Source organism: Neptunomonas japonica JAMM 1380 (assembly GCF_016592555.1).
Taxonomy (GTDB): Bacteria; Pseudomonadota; Gammaproteobacteria; order Pseudomonadales; family Balneatricaceae; genus Neptunomonas; species Neptunomonas japonica_A.
The window spans coordinates 459297-477947 of record NZ_AP014546.1; the positions used below are offsets into that span (position 1 = coordinate 459297).

Genomic DNA, 18651 nt, shown 5'->3' on the forward strand with positions numbered 1-18651 from the left:
TTAGTAGAAAAAACAAATGAATATTTTTCTGTACACAATTAAAAAATAGACCAGTTTGGCTGATTCAACAAATATAAAATGTTGAGGTTTTTAGAGGCGGGCCTGTTGGTTGCATGATGTTAATTTAATACTTTGGCTAGTATTTTTTAGTTGCTTTAGATCTTCTGGGATGAGTCGTGATTGCTGGTCTTTTATGGATAGCCAGTATTGCTTATTTTGTTTGAATCTTGGTTGCGTTATGACAATGAAACCTTTTTTCTTTAGTTGAGTGACACGTTGCTTTGCACTTTCAGGGCCTGCGTATAAACCAAGAGATACTTGTAGAGGTTCGCCATGCTTACTGGGAAGTAAAAAGTGGTCTTTGTCACCTGCTTTGCGTAAGCGTTTTAAGTAAGCTCTTGCTTGAGATTTAGAATCAAAGAGAGGTGACAGTACTTTAAATCCAACCTGTTCATTGGTCGTGTCATGCTCGACTGTGGTTGTTAGGTTTTGTGTATTTAATGTGCTTGCTGCGGTGATAGCTGCGGCTTCGTTTATGTAGGGGCCTAACCAAGAACAGTGATCTGTTTCCGCTGAGTTTCCAGCGATCCTGGTTTCTATTGAAGGCATCCTTGATGGGTGTTTGTTTGTGTCTTTTTTGCCCTGCCCATTGCTCACTGCAGAGGTGTCTAGAGCGGTTAGTTGCTCTGATTCTGGTGCTGTTTTTTGTTCGGCTATCGCTGAAGTAACGGCAGGGATTTCCTGATGTAAAAAGTTTATACGACAGCGCAACCCCGCTGGAATTTTGTAATCAGGGTTTTCTAATATTAAACGAACACCGAAGGTGCCACTGGCAACGTCAGCAACACGATCAATTCGGCTAACTTTTGCTTGCCACTTACCGTTAACAGACTCAGAGGATACATCAGCAATCATACCCTGCTGAATTCTACCTAGTTGCTCTACTGGTATAATGACTTCTACATGAAGAGGAGATAGTTGGGCTACGCGAACAATAGGCTGGTCATCTACATATTCACCCATTGTTTTAAAGCGCTCCATTATAACGCCAGTTATAGGACTTTTAATTGAGTGGCGTGCTAAGACTTCTTTTGCACGCACTAGCTCCAAGCGTGCTAGTTTTTGATTATCCATTGCTTGGCGTAGTTGAATCTGTGTGAGCTTTGTTTCGGTTTGAGTTTGATCCATGTCTTTATTTGAAATGACATTTTTTGAAAATAAATCTTCAATACGCTGGTACTGACGCTTACCGAAAGCTGCATTAGTACGGCGAAGGTCAATTTCAGCCGTGAGTGCTGCTTTTGTACGCGCTAATTCTAACGCTGCAGTATTGATTCCTGATTCTAATTTGGCAACGATATCCCCAGCTTCAACAAAATCACTTCTGTCTACAAATACAGTGCTTAGTACGCCAGGAACACTGCTACCTAAATCGGCTACCATGCTTGGGTTTATCACGCAGTCTAGTGGTTCTAGTATTTGAGGTGTATGAGTTTCATTCCCTAAAGTAATGCTGGAAAGTAATATACAGAAAGTAAACGTGAAAACCTGATAGCTATATCGGTGTAGCGTTTTAGTCATGCACTGCCTTCGGTTGAGCGTTAAACTGATTCTTTATCAGTATGTTATTAAGTATCGTATGGTTTGTGGATTAATCCAGCTTATCGGTTAGTTCATTAGTATTGGCTCTTATATTGATAGGCGACTTAATAAAAGTTGTTGAGTGCTGCGCGTCCATTGTTTCCATAAAGGTTCTGATCCGTGGTTTAGGCGAATGTAAACGCGGCCTCCAATGCCTGCTGTTTTTGTTCCTTCAGGTAGACTGAGGTCTAGCTGGAATATCTTTTGGGTTGCTGTTAAGCCGCTTTGGTCATTGGTATCGACAGTAATATAACCGCCTCCCAGTGCTCCTAACGCCGCGCTAGGTAGCTGTTTACTGCCGGCTGGCACTTCTCGTAGTAATGTTGCTTGTATAGGTGTACCAAGTTGGTCTGCTAGCATTACTTGGATGGAAATAGGTTTGTCACGTAACAAGCCTGCGCTTTTTTGAGTGATAGCCGCACGTATGGTTGGTTTTTTATCTTGTATGACATAACCCAGTATTTCACCGTGGCGTATAAATTTTCCGCGTAGCTCATGTGGATTGTGCAAAATAAAGCGACCATCAAGTGGACTACGCACTTGAAGGTTATTAATACGACTAGCGATTTCTTTTAGTTCAGCTGTCACCGCATTGATGTCATCAGTTACCATCGCTCCGCGGATTCGGCTACGTTGTTGTGCCGTAAACTGTTGTGTCTGTAGCTCGGATAAGCGTGCTTCTAGTGCTTTTTGCTGAGTAAGTAAGGTCTCGTCTTCTAATAATAAAAGCAGTTCACCTGATGAAACTTGACTGTTTGATGAAACTAACACTTCTTTTACAAAGCTGTCAGATGTACTGTGGATGTTGCCTTTCTCATTGAAAGTTATAACCCCTTGCGCTTGTGTTACCAGAGGCATAGGTACTATTAATGAACCAAAACATAATACTAGAATGGCTCCTAAAGCAACAAAACCTCGAATACGACGAGCTTCTAATCGCTGGCTAGTGGCTAAAAATAACAAGGTGAATATAAGCGGTTTGAGTAGCTGCATGAAAAGAGCCCAGCATGCCAAAATGACCCCAACGATAAGGAACTCTGTCGATAGGTATAAAGCAATGCTGACTAAAACAGTTAAACGATAGATAGGTGACGCAAGCCCGTAAAAAGCAAACCATGCGTGCTCCCCAGCGGCGGTTACAGGTGATCGAGTGTCAGATAGTCCTAGAATGTGTTTCTGCATGAGGTATAGGTAAAACCGGGCCGAACGTGAAGCAAGATTAGGGATTTCAATTTGATCTTCTAAGATGTAATAACCATCAAATTTTAGTAAAGGATTGCCATTGAAGAGTAGGGTAGACACGCTGCCAAGGATAGCGATATTTAGTGCAGCATCATGAATGGTGCCGGGTTCTGTTAGTAACCAAATGAATAACCCTAATGCCGCCAGTAGCATTTCTACAAAAATGCCGGCAGCCCCAACCATCACTCTTCTTTTCTTGTCACGAAAAGCTGATGCGGCGGATGCGTTTACATAAGGAACGGGCATGAAAACGAGTAAGGTGATGCCTGTTTCGTGCACCTCTCCCCCCCAGGCTTTAACAGCCATGCCATGTCCTAACTCATGAAGTATTTTGATCGCAGGGAATAAAATCCAGAATGACACAACTTCTGAGGTACTTAACGACTTTGCACCGATAGCGGCTGTAATTAGCTGGGCGTTAGCTACCGCTAAAATACTAGCCAGTAACATAATTCCAATCCATACATATAAGCCTGCACGGGAAAAAATTATGCGAGATAAAGGTGCTAAATGAGTCAGCATCTGGTCGGGATCAAAGATAGGGATGCGCAACGATAATGGATTATTGAGGGCTTTTTTTCGTGAATGCTGGGCTTGAGTGTAACGGTTAATAATGTCTTGGGCGCTGTGCGGAAGCCCATCGCGTAGTACTTCTGCGTTGTGTAATAGCGCTAAAATTTGCATTATGTCTTCAGGTTTTAGCGCTTGGTCTTGATGTTGAGGTGTGTTGGCTAAATGCAATATTTCTTGGATGCTGAAGTCGCCATTTAAGCGTCCTATGACCTGAAAGGCAGATGCATTGAAACGATTAAAGTTACCTGATGACTCATCATGCAAAATATACCAACGTTCGCCTCGGTAATATTGAACACGAATGCGTACATCTTTTCGTAAGCGTGGCTTCAGCTCTGCTATATGCTCCCAGAGTGATGGTGCTGGCTGGTCGAATGTAGGGTTAGCAGTCATCTGTTAAAAACCTAGAGACCACGCCCATAAGCGCAGTCTATCTTTAAGTGATTTAGTCCAGACGCTTAATATACTAGCGCGGCCTGTAATGATTTTTGCAATGCCTTGCATTCCTGGTCGCATACCGGGAGGGATGTCAGAAATTTCTGCTTCAACGTGAAAGTTATTGCTGCCGTGTGCAACAGAGGCAATAGGTAAGATACGTGAGATTTTTAATTGGATGAATTGCTCTGGTAGTCCTGTTAATCGTAGTTTTCCTAGCTGTTTTGAAGAGAGCGAGGCAATGTCGTGTTCATCAACTTGTAAAGCTACTTTGTAGCTATCTATTGGCACTATTTCAAATAAAAGCTGCCCTCGTTCAATGGGGGCTCCTAAAGCTCTATTCCAGTCGCCACTGACGAGTAGGCCATCAAAAGGGGCTAGTAACTGTGTATGTTGTAATTGCTTATTAACTTGATTTAGTTGAGCATCTGTTTGTGCAATACGGGCACTTAGCACGCTTCCTTGAGCCCTGTTTCGAGTGGCAAGAGCTTCTTGGTACTCTTTGGCATGTTTTGCGCGTTCAGTGAGCCATTTTTCTTGCTCAAGCAGTAAGTCTCGATTGTCCAATGTAGCGATAATTTGTCCTTGTGCAACACTGTCGCCCGCTCTAGCATTTGCCGTGGCAATATAACTGCTAAAAGGCGCAACAATGGATTGTTGGGTCGCTCCTTCAATCGTTGCTTTAGCCGAAACAATTTGTTCCGTTTGGATGAGCGTTAGTAGTATCGCAACAATAATGCTGACTATTATTGTTGCTTTGAAACGAAGATGACTAATGCTACCTAGCTTCTTGATATTTGCTTCTTTGCTTTTCCAAGAGCGTTGATCGTTATGCTGCCTGAGGTTAATTATGGGGGCTATATGCTCATTAATAGCGGTTATCTGATCAAAAAAAGTGTTGTCGAAACTGCTATTCTTTTCATTGAATAGAGTTAGCACGCCTATTTGTGTTTCACCGTATAATAATGGGGCAGAAAAAACGCAACCATTACTGTCGTTGAGCAGCTGTTGAGTATGAATGTGCGCTGATCCAGCTCCATTGTTGGTCTTGTTGGCTATAAATATGGGCTTGCTATATTCAATGCATTCCTCCATTGCGAACTCTATTTGGCTGATTCGATTGATGCGTCGATCAAATTGCAATTGATGAGATATGCTAATGATTTGAACCTGTAGGCCTTTTTTTAAACCTAGAATGACTCTTGAGCAATCAAAGTGATCAGCTAATAAATTACAGAAGTTATACCCGGAAACGGCAAGTGGTTCACTACGTGAAAACAGTTCAACAGAGCTTAAGGCAAGTGTCGAGGTGTGGTGACGGTCATTGTAGGCTTGCTCAAGCGCTTTTTCTGCCCAGACAGTGCCCCATTGCAGTAATTGTAAAACAGCTTGGCGCTGTTGGTCTGATCTGATTTCTAGTGCAAGCACCACGGCGCCAATGATTCTGTCTTTTTGTAGTAGGGGGTAGGCAACATAATCAAACACCTTGGCGTCGTCACTTACTTCTTTTTGAGCAATACCTGCTCCACCTTTAATGGCTTTTAAAGCAATGATTTGTTGAGTTGATGATACTTGGCTAGTAGAAGGCCATATTGCTAATGGTGTTGGGTGGTTGATAGCATTTTTTTCAGATAAATACACCGCGCCGCTATTTACATCAGAAATCATCCTGCACTGCCAGTCTAACCAGTGATCAACTTCATGAGGAGTTTTAGGCGGTGTAGGTGTGCCACTATTGTTTGAATTAGGCATCGCTTAACCAATAAGCTACAACAGCTGATGCATTGCCCTTAGAGGGTAATAAGTGGGTGATGTTTTTTGATAAATGTGATGATGTAATCACTATTTTTCTCACTGGGGTTACTTCTTGGAAGTTATGTTCTTCCTAGCGTGTTTACAGGCTTTTAAGTCTGTTTCTATCCATGTTTATAGAAAAATTATAGACCATGAATTACACATGTGAGGTGTTTATTAGTAAGTAGTTATTAATAAAAAAATAACGGGTTGATGAAAGATTTTCATTGTTATAAAAGATGAATATTAGCTTAATAATATGAGATTTTTTGATTTAATTTGTTTGAAAATAAAAAAACTACCAGGTTATCAAAGCTATGTAATGAAAAGTATCTATGTGATTATGTAAATAAGGAGGGCTTACCAGTGACCTAAGGCACCGGTAAGTAAAAGCTAAAACGTAAGTATATTTTCTGAGTATTGGAACTCTCTTGTGGCGTGTTCAACCCATTCATCTGGAATGCCTAGAATTTTTAGTGACCCTTGCCAAGCTGATTGTGCAATAAATTCTGCGACGGCAGAGCCTGCACCACCTTGTATTGCATGATCTTCAATACTGATAAAACTCTGATGTGTTTTCATCAAAATACTGAGTAGTTCCGTATCTAAAGGTTTCACGAAGCGCATATCTACCAGTGTATGTTGGCCTTTCTTAGCTAGTTCTTTTGCTTCAGGAAGTAGCGGGCCAAAGCTAAGTACTGCAGTGCCGGACGTTCCTGATACTAATAGCCTTGCTTTTCCTATTGGTAGGGTTTCATCGTTACAGATGGGTTCTGGGCAGGATCCGCTTCCGCGAGGGTATCTCACTGCAGCGGGCCCCTTGTATGCATAGCCAGTGTTAAGCATTAGCCACTGTTCTTGCTCATCTGCTGGGGTCATTATGACGAGACCAGGAATACAACGCATGGCGGCAATATCAAAACTGCCTGAGTGAGTTGCACCGTCTTCCCCAACTAACCCGGCACGATCCACGGCTAATAAAACGTCTAAAGACTGAATAGCAATATCATGTACTAGTTGGTCATAAGCACGCTGTAGAAAAGTAGAGTAGATGGCTACGACGGGCTTGATTCCTGTGCAGGCAAGACCTGCAGCAAAAGTTAGAGCATGCTGTTCTGCAATGGCTACGTCAAAATAGCGTTCTGGGAACGTCTGTGAAAACGCAATCAAGTCTGACCCTTCACGCATGGCAGGTGTAATACCTACCAATTTTTTATCTTGTTGCGCTTTATGTAGTAGCCAGCGACCAAAGTGGTTTGCAAAAGTAGCTTGCTTAGGTTTTTGGGGCGCAGTTATAGGCTCAAGTTTAGTGATGGCATGATAACCAACAGGGTCTGCTTCTGCGGGTAAAAAACCTTTGCCCTTAAGTGTGGTTATATGTAAAAACTGTGGCCCAGGTTTATTTAGAGCGTCTTTTAATGCGGGTAGTAAAGCCTCAAAGTCATGACCATCAATAGGTCCTTGATATTCAAAAGCCAGCGCCTCAAATAATGCTGCCGTTATTTTGCTGCGATTTCCTTTGGTTAGCTTAAGGTTTTTAGCTAAATAAGTGGCTAACCCACCCTCATTACGAGATATCGACATATCATTGTCGTTGAGGATAACTAATAAGTTGGCGTTTGTATGTGACGCATGATTAAGCGCTTCAAAAGCCATACCGGCTGTAAGGGCTCCGTCGCCAATAACCGCGACTGTTTTGCTTTGTATTCCATTCAATTGATCGGCGACCGCCATACCAAGTGCGGCGCTAATTGATGTGCTTGAATGCCCTGTGCCAAAGTCATCGTATGAGCTTTCCTCACGACGAGGAAAAGGCGCTAACCCATCCTTATGGCGAATAGTCAGCATTTGCTCACGACGGCCTGTAAGGATCTTATGTGGATAGCATTGATGCCCAACATCCCAAATCATGTGGTCGTTGGGTGTGTCTAGTAGATAATGTAACGCAATAGTTAGTTCTACTACACCCAAGCCTGCACCAAAATGTCCTCCTGTTTGCCCCACGCTATAAAGCAAGAATGCGCGTAATTGCTCAGCTACTTCTGATAGCTGCGTGTCAGATAGGCGGCGAAGATCCGCTGGAAAATTGATGCTGTCCAATAATGGAGTAACAGGACGTGCAGTAGGAATATTAGTAAACATCAGTGGGACCGGTTAACAATGTAGTCAGCCAATTCCCTTAGCAGTTTTCCTTGTTCGCCAAAGGGTTGCATGGCGTCTAGTGCTGCTCTGTGCAGGCTATCTAGTTTTGCTTTAGCGCCTTCCATGCCCAGAAGTGCAGGGTAGGTAGGCTTGTTTTGTTCCAAGTCTGATCCTTGCGGCTTACCGAGTGTTTGTGTGTCACCTTCAATATCGAGGATGTCATCTTTTACCTGAAAGGCCAGCCCAATAGCCTCTCCATAAGCGAGTAAGGCTGTTTTCGTTTCTAGGTTTTGGCACTCTGCCGATAAGTAGCCCAGTTCAATTGCAGCATTAATCAATGCTCCCGTCTTATGAGCATGCATCTGTTTTAGCTGCTCAAGTGCTAGCGGCTTATCCACATGGCTCAGGTCGAATGCTTGCCCGGCCACCATGCCTTTGTCTCCACTGGCTCTTGCTAATACAGAGATCATTTGCAATTTAGTGCTTGTATTCGCTGGGTTGTTTGTAGAGCTAAGCAGTTCAAATGCAAAGCATTGCAGGGCATCGCCGGCAAGAATAGCAGTGGCCTCATCAAAAGCGATGTGACAAGTAGGTTTGCCACGCCTTAACTCATCATCATCCATCGCTGGAAGGTCATCATGTACTAAGGAGTAACTATGAACGCATTCAATAGCGCATGCGGATGAATCTGCATGAGTTATATCGCCGTTAAGTAGCTGGTTAACCAAATAGACGAGTAATGGGCGCACTCTTTTTCCGCCATTAAATAATGCGTATCGCATGGCATCCTGCAAGAGAGGTTCTATACTGTTGTGCACGAGCGAGTTTTTGAGCTGCTCATCTACACGATGGTGATATGTCTTAATGGCGGTCTGCAATGCCACGGGATTATTCCTGTTCTATGTTGAAGGGCTCAGTTTTATGCTCATCGTTTTGGGATGTAAGTATATGGACCTTTTGTTCGGCTTGGTCGAGCATTGTCTGACATTCGCGAGTGAGTTTAATACCTTCTTCGAAGGCATTAAGGGAGGCTTCTAATGTTAAGTCGCCGTTCTCCATTTGAGTAACTAAGGACTCTAAGTCTGCTAGCGATTGTTCGAAATCAGGTGTTTTCTTTTTGCGAGGCATCATGAAATCCCATACTGGACGAGCCGTAAAATAATCGAATTGATACCGAATTTAAAACTAGAGGTAAATCAATTCATAAAACTGCCGACATACACTTATACTTAAAGTTATATCTGTAGAGTATACCAGTCATCTATTCTGGTATTATCCTCTAAAATATAACAGACAAACAGTCATTAGCTTGATGTAAAAGGAGATTTGTGTGGATATAGCGACACTCGTCGGGTTGGTAGGCAGCCTCGGTATTGTTATCGCTGCCATGATGTCGGGTGGTGATATCGGCACCTTTGTGAACGGACCTTCTATGCTTATTGTTATTGGGGGAACGATTTTAGTTGCCTTGATGAAGTTCACACTAAGTCAGTTTCTTGCAACAGGTAAGGTTGCAGCTAAAGCTTTTATGTTCAAGTCGGTGAGTCCTGAAGATATTATCAACGAAACTGTTGAGCTAGCTGATGCAGCACGTAAAGGCGGTTTGCTTTCTCTGGAAGACAAAACGGTTAGCACAGATTTTATGCAACGAGGTATTCAGCTACTGGTAGATGGTCATGACCCTGAAATAGTACGCACGCTGCTTAATAAAGAGATGAAGCTAACATCGGATCGACATGAGTTTGGCAGCGAAATATTCAAAGCGATGGGCGATGTTGCTCCCGGCATGGGGATGATTGGTACACTTGTAGGTCTTGTGCAGATGCTTTCAAATATGAGTGACCCTAAGTCGATCGGACCTGCGATGGCTGTGGCGCTTTTGACAACGTTATATGGTGCCATGATAGCAACGATGATCGTTCTGCCGATGGCTGATAAGTTGGGTGTGCGTAAAAATGAAGAAGAACTTAACCAAGCACTAACAATTGATGGTTTATTGGCGATTCAAGCGGGCCAGAATCCACGTGTTATCGAACAAATGCTCAGAAACTACCTGCCTGAGAAAAAACGGGTTGTGGCCAGTTAGAGGATTTGAGTTATGAGTGATGAAGAACAAGAGTGCCCCCCTTGCGTTGCCGGTTTGCCGGGGTGGGTTGCAACGTTTGCAGATTTGATGTCACTGCTGATGTGCTTCTTTGTACTACTCCTCTCTTTTTCAGAGATGGATGTGTTGAAGTTCAAGCAGCTAGCAGGCTCAATGCGTGAAGCGTTTGGTGTACAAAACGAGATCAAGGTAGAAGATATCCCTAAGGGGACCTCTATTATCGCTCAAGAGTTTAGTCCAGGGCGCCCTGAGCCGACTCCACTGAATGAGATTCGTCAGATGACGGTCAATAATGATATGAATACCTTAGATATTCGATCAGAAGTAGGCGAGGCTGAGAATCTAGATAAAAAAGAGAGCGAGGCTGAATTGTTGGAGAAAATACAACAGCAGCTAAAAGATGAAGCGCAAGAGCAAGCAGTAAAATTTGCGACAGCGCTAGCACAAGAAATTGGTGACGGTAGTGTTGAAGTAGAAACAGACGAGCGCAAAATCATTATTCGCGTTAAAGAGAAAGGCTCTTTTTCTTCAGGCTCCGCTGCTTTGAAGTTTGAGTACATCCCGGTAATGGCAAAAATACGTGATGTATTGCTTGATGTTGAAGGGGCTGTTTCTATCGAAGGGCACTCTGACAATGTGCCTTATTCTGGCAGATCATTCCAGTCTAATTGGGATCTATCGGCAGCTCGTGCTTTGGCCGTTGCCAATGAGCTATTTGATGATCCTCGTATTGATCAGTCTCAATACCAGATTATTGGGCATGCAGACAGTAAACCGTTGGTACCGAACAACTCGGCCGTAAATCGTGCAACTAACCGACGTGTAGAAATTGTTCTTCAAAAGGGCAAAGATAAAGAGCTACTCGAAAAAATTCAGGCAAGAGGTCTGGGAGATTCAGAAGGTGAACGTTTAGCGCCTAATGAGATTTTTTAGTGCTAGATTTGCTTAGATAAAAAAAACCGCCATATGGCGGTTTTTTTGCTCTAAGAATTACTTAGAGTTGTTTAGCATATGATCGATAGTTGCTGTTAGTTCAACATCTGTACAATCCATGCACGTACCCTTTGGTGGCATAGCGCCAATACCTGACTTAGCCGTCGCTAATAACGCATCAGCGCCTTTAGCTGCACGCGGAGCCCATGCTGCAGCGTCGCCTAGTTTTGGTGCGTTAGCAATACCAGAAGCGTGGCAAACGAAACATTTAGTTTTATATACTTCTTCGCCAGTACGTTCAGCGTTTGCAGCAGCAGGAAGCATCAATGCAGCAGCTGCTGCTAGAATCAAAGCTTTTTTCATAGTAATACCCTTATTGGTTCACTTGTCATTAGAAGTAAGATTATTAGTATAATGGACGGCAGTTTAGGTCGTTCATCCTACTTAAGTAAATAGATGAAGTGGTATTAATATGCCATGAATTGGTAGTCTGATGGAAGAAAGCTATGAATAACATGATAAATATCAAGCTTTAGGTGGAAACCATAATCTATGCTGCATAAGGCGATAGATGAGCGCCTTATGCTTGCGATAATAACTTTAGAGGCGCATCGCGTAACGAGCTTGGTTGCGTTGGCTTAACAAGGCTTTTTGTTCAGAGTTATTATCAGCCATAACTTCATGCATAGCTTTTTCAGTAATATCAAGCGGGGCTTTTAATAGTTTTTTTGCATCATTTATTGAATAGCCGCGTTTCAGTAATTGCTTCAGCTGAACGCCTATATGATGGTGTTCCATCGTTTGTTCCTCATTTAATTAACCATCACATAGTGCATGATAATTGTGACGCTTTTATGTCAGAGAGTTGCTCGAAAGTTATTCTTTTCTTAGTACGTACGCTTAATAAAGTCGATATGCTCTTTTGTAGTGCGTTAGCAGCATCGTTGTTTTTAATGTGAACTTTTATTGTGCAGCTTCGTATTTTTTTGTCGATACTATTTACTGATAAGTTATTGAAAAACTTAGGGATTTTAAAACTGGAATGGCTTGTGCAGTAATGGTTCTCATAAATCATCTGAAGGAGCATACAGTGAACACATTTAAAAAGACTTTATTAGGGGCGGCATGTGCTGTTGTTTTCTCGACTGCAGCTCAAGTTGCACAGGCTGAAGAAACTATTAAAGTGGGTATCTTACACTCGCTATCTGGCACGATGGCGATCAGTGAAACAACACTAAAAGATACTATGTTGATGCTGATTGATGAGCAAAATGCTAAAGGTGGGCTGCTTGGCAAAAAGTTAGAAGCGGTCGTTGTAGACCCTGCATCAAATTGGCCATTGTTCGCTGAAAAAGCGCGTGAGCTAGTCTCTAAAGAAAAAGTGGATGCTGTTTTTGGTTGCTGGACTTCCGTATCTCGTAAGTCGGTGTTGCCTGTTTTTGAAGAAACTAACAGCTTGCTGTTTTATCCAGTGCAGTATGAAGGCGAAGAGTCATCTAAAAATGTATTTTATACCGGTGCAGCGCCTAACCAGCAGGCGGTTCCGGCGGTTGATTATTTGATGGATCAAGGCGTTGAACGCTGGGTGCTCGCAGGTACCGATTATGTTTACCCACGTACCACTAACAAGATCCTTGAAGCTTACTTGAAAGCGAAAGGCGTTGCCGCTGAAGATATCATGGTTAATTACACCCCGTTTGGGCATTCAGATTGGCAGTCCATTGTTTCTGATATTAAAAAATTCGGGTCTACAGGTAAGAAAACCGCTGTAGTTTCAACGATTAATGGTGATGCTAACGTTCCTTTTTATAAAGAGCTAGGCTCACAAGGAGTAGCTGCTTCTGATATTCCGGTTGTTGCTTTCTCTGTGGGTGAAGAGGAACTATCGGGTATCGATACAGGCCCATTGGTAGGGCATTTGGCAGCATGGAACTACTTCATGAGTGTTGATAGCGAAGCTAATGATGAGTTTATTGATAGCTGGCAGACCTATATTAAGAATGAAGACCGTGTGACAAACGACCCAATGGAAGCACACTACCTTGGTTTCAAAATGTGGGTTGAGGCTGTGAAAAAATCAGGTACAACCGAACCCGCTATTGTGCAGGATTCTATTATCGGGGTGTCTGTACCCAACCTGACAGGTGGCTACGCTACCATGATGCCTAACCATCATATTACTAAGCCAGTATTGATTGGTGAGATTCAGGATGATGGTCAGTTTGAAGTTGTTTGGAATACCGCAGGTACGGTTGCCGGTGATGCGTGGTCTGATTTCTTGGAAGGTTCTAAAGATCTCATCTCTGATTGGAGAGCGCCGCTTTCTTGCGGTAACTACAACGTTAAAACCGCTAAGTGTTCTGGTCAGAATTTTTAATCTTGGCAATTTATTAGCCTGATTAAAGAGTGACCCAAAGAGCCTGCCAGATTGTGACTGGTAGGCTCCTTCTGTTGTACCTCGCGAGAGAATTTTTTATGAAGCCCTTTAGCTTTCGTGCGTCTTATCGATATTTTTTAAGTAGTCTATTTGTCATCCTTACCTTGTTTTCTGCGCCCGCTATAGCGGTAATTGATAGTTCGCTTGGAGGTGCAAGCGCGTTATTAATGAGCAAGGCATTTGATAATAAAAGCCGTGGGTTGGATCTGTTGGTGGAAACATCACACCCGCGCACCAGTGAAATTTTGCAGCTTTTGTCAGACAGCCAGCTTTATTACCATAAAAAAGATAAACGTTTATTTATCATCACTCACTACGTCACAGGAAAAGTTGCAAAAGACCTGCAAGGAAACGAGCAGGTTATTAAGAAAAAACGCGATTTTAAGAAGGTGACGCTGAATAACAAAATGCGAGGTCAAATTAATCGCATCCAAGCTGAGTTAGGGTTAAATGCCGATAACCCGCAGCAGCGTGAAGCAGCGGTGCGAGATCTGCTTAAAGATATTACGCCCGGTACAGTAGCAACGCTTAAAACACGTTTTTTAATCGAAGAAAGTAAAAATGTGCGTGAGATGATTAATATCGCATTGGCTATTAATGATCTTAAAAGTAGCGATGATGTTCTGTTGTCCAATGCGATAGAACAACTAGATGGCTCATTAGAGCAAGAATCACGCAGTGCTTTAGTGGCGTTTGTTTCTACAGCCCAAAGCCCGCTGCTTAAAAAGCAGGCACAAATTGCACTTAAAGGCATTGAAGATAAGGTGCAATACTACGGTTGGCTAGAGACTCTCTACTTTGGGTTGAGCTTAGGCTCCGTATTGGTGTTGGCAGGTATTGGCCTTGCGATCACTTTTGGTGTCATGGGCGTTATTAACATGGCACATGGTGAGCTGATTATGATTGGCGCTTATACCACCTACGTTATTCAGTTGTTGATGCCTGATCATATCGAGTGGTCAATTTTAGTGGCTATTCCTGCTGCGTTTGTTGTCTCTGGTTTGGTCGGTATTGCCATAGAGCGAGGTGTGATTCGTTTTCTTTATGGCCGCCCGCTAGAAACCTTGCTCGCTACTTTTGGTATAAGCCTGATTTTGCAGCAGGCGGTACGTTCGTTGTTCTCTCCGCTTAACCGTAGTGTAGAAACGCCCGATTGGATGAGCGGCCTTATCCAAATTAATCCGGTGTTTTCTTTAACGCTCAGTCGGCTATATATCATTCTGTTTTGCTTGGTGGTGTTTGTCGCCTTGTTGCTGGTGTTGAAAAAAACCGCATTGGGTTTACAGGTGCGTGCCGTCTCGCAAAACCGTGCAATGGCACGCTCTATGGGAATTCGTTCAAATAGAGTTGATGCACTCACCTTTGGGTTGGGTTCAGGTGTTGCTGGTATCGCCGGTGTGGCGCTATCTCAGTTAACCAACGTAGGGCCAAACATGGGGCAGGCTTATATTATCGACTCCTTCATGGTGGTTGTTTTTGGAGGAGTAGGAAACCTATGGGGGACGCTGGTTGCAGGGTTAAGTTTGGGGGTTGCTAATAAGGTGCTGGAACCTTGGGCCGGTGCTGTGCTTGCTAAGGTGTTGATGTTGATTTTCATTATTCTGTTTATTCAGAAACGCCCACGTGGGTTATTCCCGCAACGTGGCCGTGCGGCGGAGGGTTAGGTCATGGGAGTGTTGAATATAGTCAAGAACGACCGTGGCGGCCAGATTATGCTGGGCGTATTGCTGGTGATCACCATTCTGGTGCCACTGCTTAACCTATTTGTGCCCGAGACGAACCCACTGCATGTGCCAACCTATACCGTTACCTTGATGGGTAAATATCTAACGTTGGCGTTGTTAGCCGTTGCCGTTGATCTGGTGTGGGGCTATTTAGGAATCCTTACGTTAGGGCACGGTGCATTTTTTGCGCTGGGTGGCTATGCCATGGGTATGTATTTGATGCGTCAAATTGGTGATCGTGGAGTCTACGGCAACCCAGAGTTGCCCGACTTTATGGTGTTTCTGGATTGGCAGGAGCTGCCATGGTTCTGGCAAGGTTTTGATCAGTTCTGGTTTGCGGCCATTATGATTATGTTAGTGCCCGGCGTGTTGGCATTTATCTTTGGTTGGTTAGCGTTTCGCTCGCGTGTTTCGGGTGTGTATCTTTCCATTATCACGCAGGCGATGACCTATGCGCTGATGCTGGCATTTTATCGTAACGAAATGGGCTTTGGCGGTAACAACGGACTTACAGACTTTAAAGACTTGGTAGGCTTTTCGCTACAAGAAGATACCACGCGTATTGGGCTGTTTGTTCTATCGGCGGTGGCCTTGGCGGTTGGCTATCTTATATGCCGGCATTTAATGAACAGCCGTTTAGGGCGTGTTTGTATTGCTGTGCGTGACGCCGAGTCGCGAGCCCGTTTTATGGGTTATCGAGTAGAGAATGTAAAGCTGTGGATCTTTGTTATCTCTGCCATGTTGGCGGGTGTGGCTGGCGCACTGTATGTGCCGCAAGTCGGCATTATCAACCCCAATGAATTTTCACCGATTAACTCGATTGAGATTGTTGTGTGGGTTGCTGTGGGTGGCCGGGCTACCTTGTACGGTGCAGTTATTGGTGCATTGCTTATTAATTATGCAAAAACATACTTTACGGCTGAACTACCGGATGTGTGGTTGTTCGCCCTAGGGGGCATATTTGTCTTGGTAACACTGTTACTTCCTAAGGGGGTTACTGGGTTTGTGGCAGGGTTGAAGCAGCATAAGGAGGTGTCGGCATGAGTATTATTTCTGCCTTTGAGCAAGCGGTAGATCGTAACCATGTATATCCGTTTCTGGTGCCTAAACAGGCACCTAAGCTCGATGTGTCGCACAATGTGCTGCTTTATCTTGAAGATATTACGGTGAGCTTTGATGGTTTCAAGGCGATCAATAATCTTAATCTTTATATCAATGATGGAGAGCTGCGCTGCATTATCGGCCCTAATGGTGCGGGTAAAACGACGATGATGGATATCATTACCGGTAAAACGCAACCTGATAGCGGCTCTGCTTGGTTCGGGCAAACCATCAATTTACTAGAGATGGATGAGCCAGCCATTGCGCAAGCGGGTATTGGCCGAAAATTTCAAAAGCCCACTATCTTTGAAGAACTCACTGTGTGGGAGAACTTAGAGCTGGCGATGGCTGATGATCGCAATGTCTGGTCGATTTTGAATGCGCGTATTAATAGCGAACAGAGTTCTATGCTGTTGGAAACCATTGAATTGATAGGCTTGCAGGCAAATACCAAGATGTTGGCAGGTAAGCTATCGCATGGACAAAAGCAGTGGCTAGAGATTGGCATGCTACTGATGCAAAAACCCCGTTTGTTATTGGTGGATGAGCCGGTGGCTGGCATGACGCATCAGGAGATGGATCGCACCGCTGAATTGTTAAGTTCGCTGGCTGGACGCCATTCTGTTGTGGTGGTTGAACACGATATGGATTTTGTACGCAATCTAGCAGGTAAAGATCGTACCGTTACTGTGTTGCATCAGGGTAGCGTTCTGTCAGAAGGAAGCATGAACAAAGTACAGCAAGACCCTAAAGTGGTCGAAGTCTATCTGGGAGAGTGATTGATGCTGAAAATAGAGGGTTTGAATCAGTATTACGGCCAAAGCCACACGCTCTGGGATGTTGATCTGCATATACCAGAAGGGCAGTGCACCGTATTAATGGGCCGCAATGGCGTAGGTAAAACCACCTTGCTGCAATGCATTATGGGACATCAGGCTGTAAAAAGTGGCAGCATGATGTTGGATGGGGCTGATCTACTAAAGGCTTCAGTTGAGCAGCGCCCTCGTGTTGGGATTGGTTATGTACCGCAAGGGCGGCAGATTTTTCCTCTGCTTAGTGTTGAAGAAAATCTGCAAGTGGGTTTGCCAGTACGTGCACGCAATGATCGCAAAATCCCTGAATATATCTTCGAGTTGTTTCCGGTATTGGCTGAGATGATGCACCGCCGTGGTGGAGATCTATCTGGTGGACAACAGCAGCAGCTGGCTATCGGCAGGGCACTGGTGGTTAACCCAAAACTTCTGATATTGGATGAGCCTACCGAGGGTATTCAGCCCAATGTGGTGACCGAAATAGGCGATATAATTCGTAAGCTCAACCGTGAAATGGGGCTAACAGTATTGTTGGTGGAGCAAAAATTACCTTTTGCACGCAAAGTAGGCGATCGTTTCTGTATTCTTGATCGCGGCCGCCATGTGGCGGAAGGCGAAATGGAAGCGCTGGATGATAAACTCGTAGCGCAGTACCTCACCGTATGAATGCGCCAGCGAGTAGTCTCAATGTACCCGAATCGGCTATGGGTTGGAAAGCGAGGCTGCATTTGGGATATCAGCTGCGTCACGGTAAAGCGCGGTTAGTAGACCGCATGCAGCGTGGCCCACTTGCGGTACAGCGTCCTCTCTATCCTGAGGGGGCTCCCTGCCATACCTATCTGCTGCACCCTCCCGGTGGTGTTGTTGGAGGGGATCAACTAGATATCCGAGTACATACGCAGCAAGGTGCCCATGCGGTTATTACCACGCCCGGTGCCACAAAATTCTATCGCTCAGACGAGAAAATGGCCTACCAGTTTCAGACGCTGAGTGTTGAAAAAGACAGCACGCTAGAATGGTTACCGCAAGAGAATATCTGTTTTCCTGGGGCGCATGCACAGATACATAGCGATATTTATCTTGAGCAGGGAAGCCGCTTTATCGGCTGGGAGTTTCAATGCTTGGGACGACCTGCCAACAATGAAACCTTCAACCACGGAAGTATTGATGCCAAAACACGCGTTTATATTGACGGTGAAATTAGCCTGATAGATAACCTCACCACGCATGCGGATGCTCTGATAAAAAGCACTACAGGTTTACGTGGTCATGCCATGAGTGCCACGCTGATAGCAGGCACTATAGATAGTGATTATCTTGAAGTGGTGTGTGATGTTCTCGACAGCTTTGGTCCACAACTCGCTGTAGGGGCTACCTGTGTAGATGGCCTGCTGGTAGTGCGAATGCTCGGCAACAATACTGAAGATATCCAAAATGTACTGATTCCCGTATGGAAAACGCTACGTGAACAATGGCTGGAAATCCCTGCCTGCTCTCCAAGGATATGGGCTACTTAGGCCTTTCTTTTGACTGACCTCTTTTCGACATCATGAATATGCTTTTATGCACTGATTAGTCGCATCTAGTGGTGTCGTTATGCGCTTTTTTGGTGCTTTATCCTCAGTTTCTCCTGCCCTAAAACGCAGCAAACGCATGTTTACTGTGCTGGTACGTAACTTGCTATTTACCTGTGACACCCTTTTGGTTTCGATG

Annotated in this window: 16 protein-coding genes; 8 read left to right on the forward strand and 8 right to left on the reverse strand. The window is 44.2% G+C overall.

What is annotated here, in order from left to right; translation table 11 throughout:
* Nucleotides 1-90: 90 nt before the first annotated feature.
* From NEJAP_RS02050 to NEJAP_RS02075, 6 genes are all read right to left on the reverse strand, one after another.
* Entirely contained in the window at nt 91-1581 is a 1491-nt protein-coding gene (locus tag NEJAP_RS02050; protein ID WP_201349070.1) for an efflux RND transporter periplasmic adaptor subunit, read from the reverse strand.
* Between the two features lie 108 nt (nt 1582-1689).
* A complete protein-coding gene (locus tag NEJAP_RS02055; RefSeq protein WP_201349071.1) occupies nt 1690-3849 on the reverse strand; it encodes a hypothetical protein in 2160 nt (719 codons plus the stop codon).
* Between the two features lie 3 nt (nt 3850-3852).
* Complete coding sequence (locus NEJAP_RS02060) at nt 3853-5643, reverse strand: efflux RND transporter periplasmic adaptor subunit (protein ID WP_201349072.1); 1791 nt, start codon at nt 5641-5643, stop codon at nt 3853-3855.
* Nucleotides 5644-6078: 435 nt separating this feature from the next.
* Nucleotides 6079-7827, reverse strand: coding sequence for a 1-deoxy-D-xylulose-5-phosphate synthase (locus NEJAP_RS02065; protein WP_201349073.1), 1749 nt, complete (start codon nt 7825-7827; stop codon nt 6079-6081).
* On the reverse strand, nt 7827-8711 hold the full coding sequence (locus tag NEJAP_RS02070; RefSeq protein WP_201349074.1) for a polyprenyl synthetase family protein: 885 nt from the start codon (nt 8709-8711) through the stop codon (nt 7827-7829). The genes NEJAP_RS02065 and NEJAP_RS02070 overlap by 1 nt, the downstream gene beginning before the upstream one ends.
* 4 nt (nt 8712-8715) lie before the next feature.
* Nucleotides 8716-8955: an exodeoxyribonuclease VII small subunit gene (locus NEJAP_RS02075; protein WP_201350426.1), complete on the reverse strand. Its 240-nt coding sequence runs from the start codon at nt 8953-8955 to the stop codon at nt 8716-8718.
* Nucleotides 8956-9157: 202 nt separating this feature from the next.
* On the opposite strand from NEJAP_RS02075, the gene pomA reads away from it, so the two are divergent.
* Both pomA and NEJAP_RS02085 read left to right on the forward strand, forming a co-directional pair.
* Entirely contained in the window at nt 9158-9913 is a 756-nt protein-coding gene (gene pomA / locus NEJAP_RS02080; protein ID WP_201349075.1) for a flagellar motor protein PomA, read from the forward strand.
* 12 nt (nt 9914-9925) lie between these two features.
* Entirely contained in the window at nt 9926-10864 is a 939-nt protein-coding gene (locus NEJAP_RS02085; protein ID WP_201349076.1) for a flagellar motor protein MotB, read from the forward strand.
* Nucleotides 10865-10921: 57 nt separating this feature from the next.
* Here the strand turns inward: NEJAP_RS02085 and NEJAP_RS02090 are convergent, their stop codons facing one another.
* Together NEJAP_RS02090 and NEJAP_RS02095 are read right to left on the reverse strand one after the other, a co-directional pair.
* Nucleotides 10922-11227, reverse strand: a complete 306-nt coding sequence (locus tag NEJAP_RS02090) for a c-type cytochrome (protein WP_201349077.1) — start codon at nt 11225-11227, stop codon at nt 10922-10924.
* Between the two features lie 237 nt (nt 11228-11464).
* The gene (locus NEJAP_RS02095; RefSeq protein WP_201349078.1) at nt 11465-11662 is read right to left on the reverse strand and encodes a hypothetical protein; all 198 of its coding nucleotides are present in this window, start codon (nt 11660-11662) and stop codon (nt 11465-11467) included.
* A 292-nt stretch (nt 11663-11954) separates the two neighbouring features.
* Between NEJAP_RS02095 and urtA the strand changes: the two genes are divergently transcribed.
* The 6 genes from urtA to NEJAP_RS02125 all read left to right on the forward strand — a co-directional run bounded on the left by urtA (nt 11955) and on the right by NEJAP_RS02125 (nt 18455).
* Nucleotides 11955-13241: an urea ABC transporter substrate-binding protein gene (urtA, locus tag NEJAP_RS02100; protein WP_236591033.1), complete on the forward strand. Its 1287-nt coding sequence runs from the start codon at nt 11955-11957 to the stop codon at nt 13239-13241.
* A 98-nt stretch (nt 13242-13339) separates the two neighbouring features.
* On the forward strand, nt 13340-14965 hold the full coding sequence (gene urtB / locus NEJAP_RS02105; protein WP_236591034.1) for an urea ABC transporter permease subunit UrtB: 1626 nt from the start codon (nt 13340-13342) through the stop codon (nt 14963-14965).
* A gap of 3 nt (nt 14966-14968) precedes the next feature.
* Nucleotides 14969-16069: an urea ABC transporter permease subunit UrtC gene (gene urtC, locus NEJAP_RS02110; RefSeq protein ID WP_201349079.1), complete on the forward strand. Its 1101-nt coding sequence runs from the start codon at nt 14969-14971 to the stop codon at nt 16067-16069.
* Entirely contained in the window at nt 16066-16905 is an 840-nt protein-coding gene (gene urtD / locus NEJAP_RS02115) for an urea ABC transporter ATP-binding protein UrtD (protein WP_201349080.1), read from the forward strand. Before urtC ends, urtD begins: the two co-directional genes overlap by 4 nt.
* Nucleotides 16906-16908: 3 nt before the next feature.
* Complete coding sequence (gene urtE, locus NEJAP_RS02120; RefSeq protein ID WP_201349081.1) at nt 16909-17604, forward strand: urea ABC transporter ATP-binding subunit UrtE; 696 nt, start codon at nt 16909-16911, stop codon at nt 17602-17604.
* A complete protein-coding gene (locus tag NEJAP_RS02125; protein WP_201349082.1) occupies nt 17601-18455 on the forward strand; it encodes an urease accessory protein UreD in 855 nt (284 codons plus the stop codon). Before urtE ends, NEJAP_RS02125 begins: the two co-directional genes overlap by 4 nt.
* Nucleotides 18456-18651: the final 196 nt, after the last annotated feature.

Bases quoted from the DNA above. Each gene is read 5' to 3' on its own strand.
- NEJAP_RS02050 (WP_201349070.1), bottom strand. From the start codon at position 1,581: ATGACTAAAACGCTACACCGATATAGCTATCAGGTTTTCACGTTTACT.
- NEJAP_RS02055 (WP_201349071.1), bottom strand. From the start codon at position 3,849: ATGACTGCTAACCCTACATTCGACCAGCCAGCACCATCACTCTGGGAG.
- NEJAP_RS02060 (WP_201349072.1), bottom strand. From the start codon at position 5,643: ATGCCTAATTCAAACAATAGTGGCACACCTACACCGCCTAAAACTCCT.
- NEJAP_RS02065 (WP_201349073.1), bottom strand. From the start codon at position 7,827: ATGTTTACTAATATTCCTACTGCACGTCCTGTTACTCCATTATTGGAC.
- NEJAP_RS02075 (WP_201350426.1), bottom strand. From the start codon at position 8,955: ATGCCTCGCAAAAAGAAAACACCTGATTTCGAACAATCGCTAGCAGAC.
- NEJAP_RS02085 (WP_201349076.1), top strand. From the start codon at position 9,926: ATGAGTGATGAAGAACAAGAGTGCCCCCCTTGCGTTGCCGGTTTGCCG.
- NEJAP_RS02090 (WP_201349077.1), bottom strand. From the start codon at position 11,227: ATGAAAAAAGCTTTGATTCTAGCAGCAGCTGCTGCATTGATGCTTCCT.
- NEJAP_RS02095 (WP_201349078.1), bottom strand. From the start codon at position 11,662: ATGGAACACCATCATATAGGCGTTCAGCTGAAGCAATTACTGAAACGC.
- urtB (WP_236591034.1), top strand. From the start codon at position 13,340: ATGAAGCCCTTTAGCTTTCGTGCGTCTTATCGATATTTTTTAAGTAGT.
- urtC (WP_201349079.1), top strand. From the start codon at position 14,969: ATGGGAGTGTTGAATATAGTCAAGAACGACCGTGGCGGCCAGATTATG.
- urtD (WP_201349080.1), top strand. From the start codon at position 16,066: ATGAGTATTATTTCTGCCTTTGAGCAAGCGGTAGATCGTAACCATGTA.
- urtE (WP_201349081.1), top strand. From the start codon at position 16,909: ATGCTGAAAATAGAGGGTTTGAATCAGTATTACGGCCAAAGCCACACG.
- NEJAP_RS02125 (WP_201349082.1), top strand. From the start codon at position 17,601: ATGAATGCGCCAGCGAGTAGTCTCAATGTACCCGAATCGGCTATGGGT.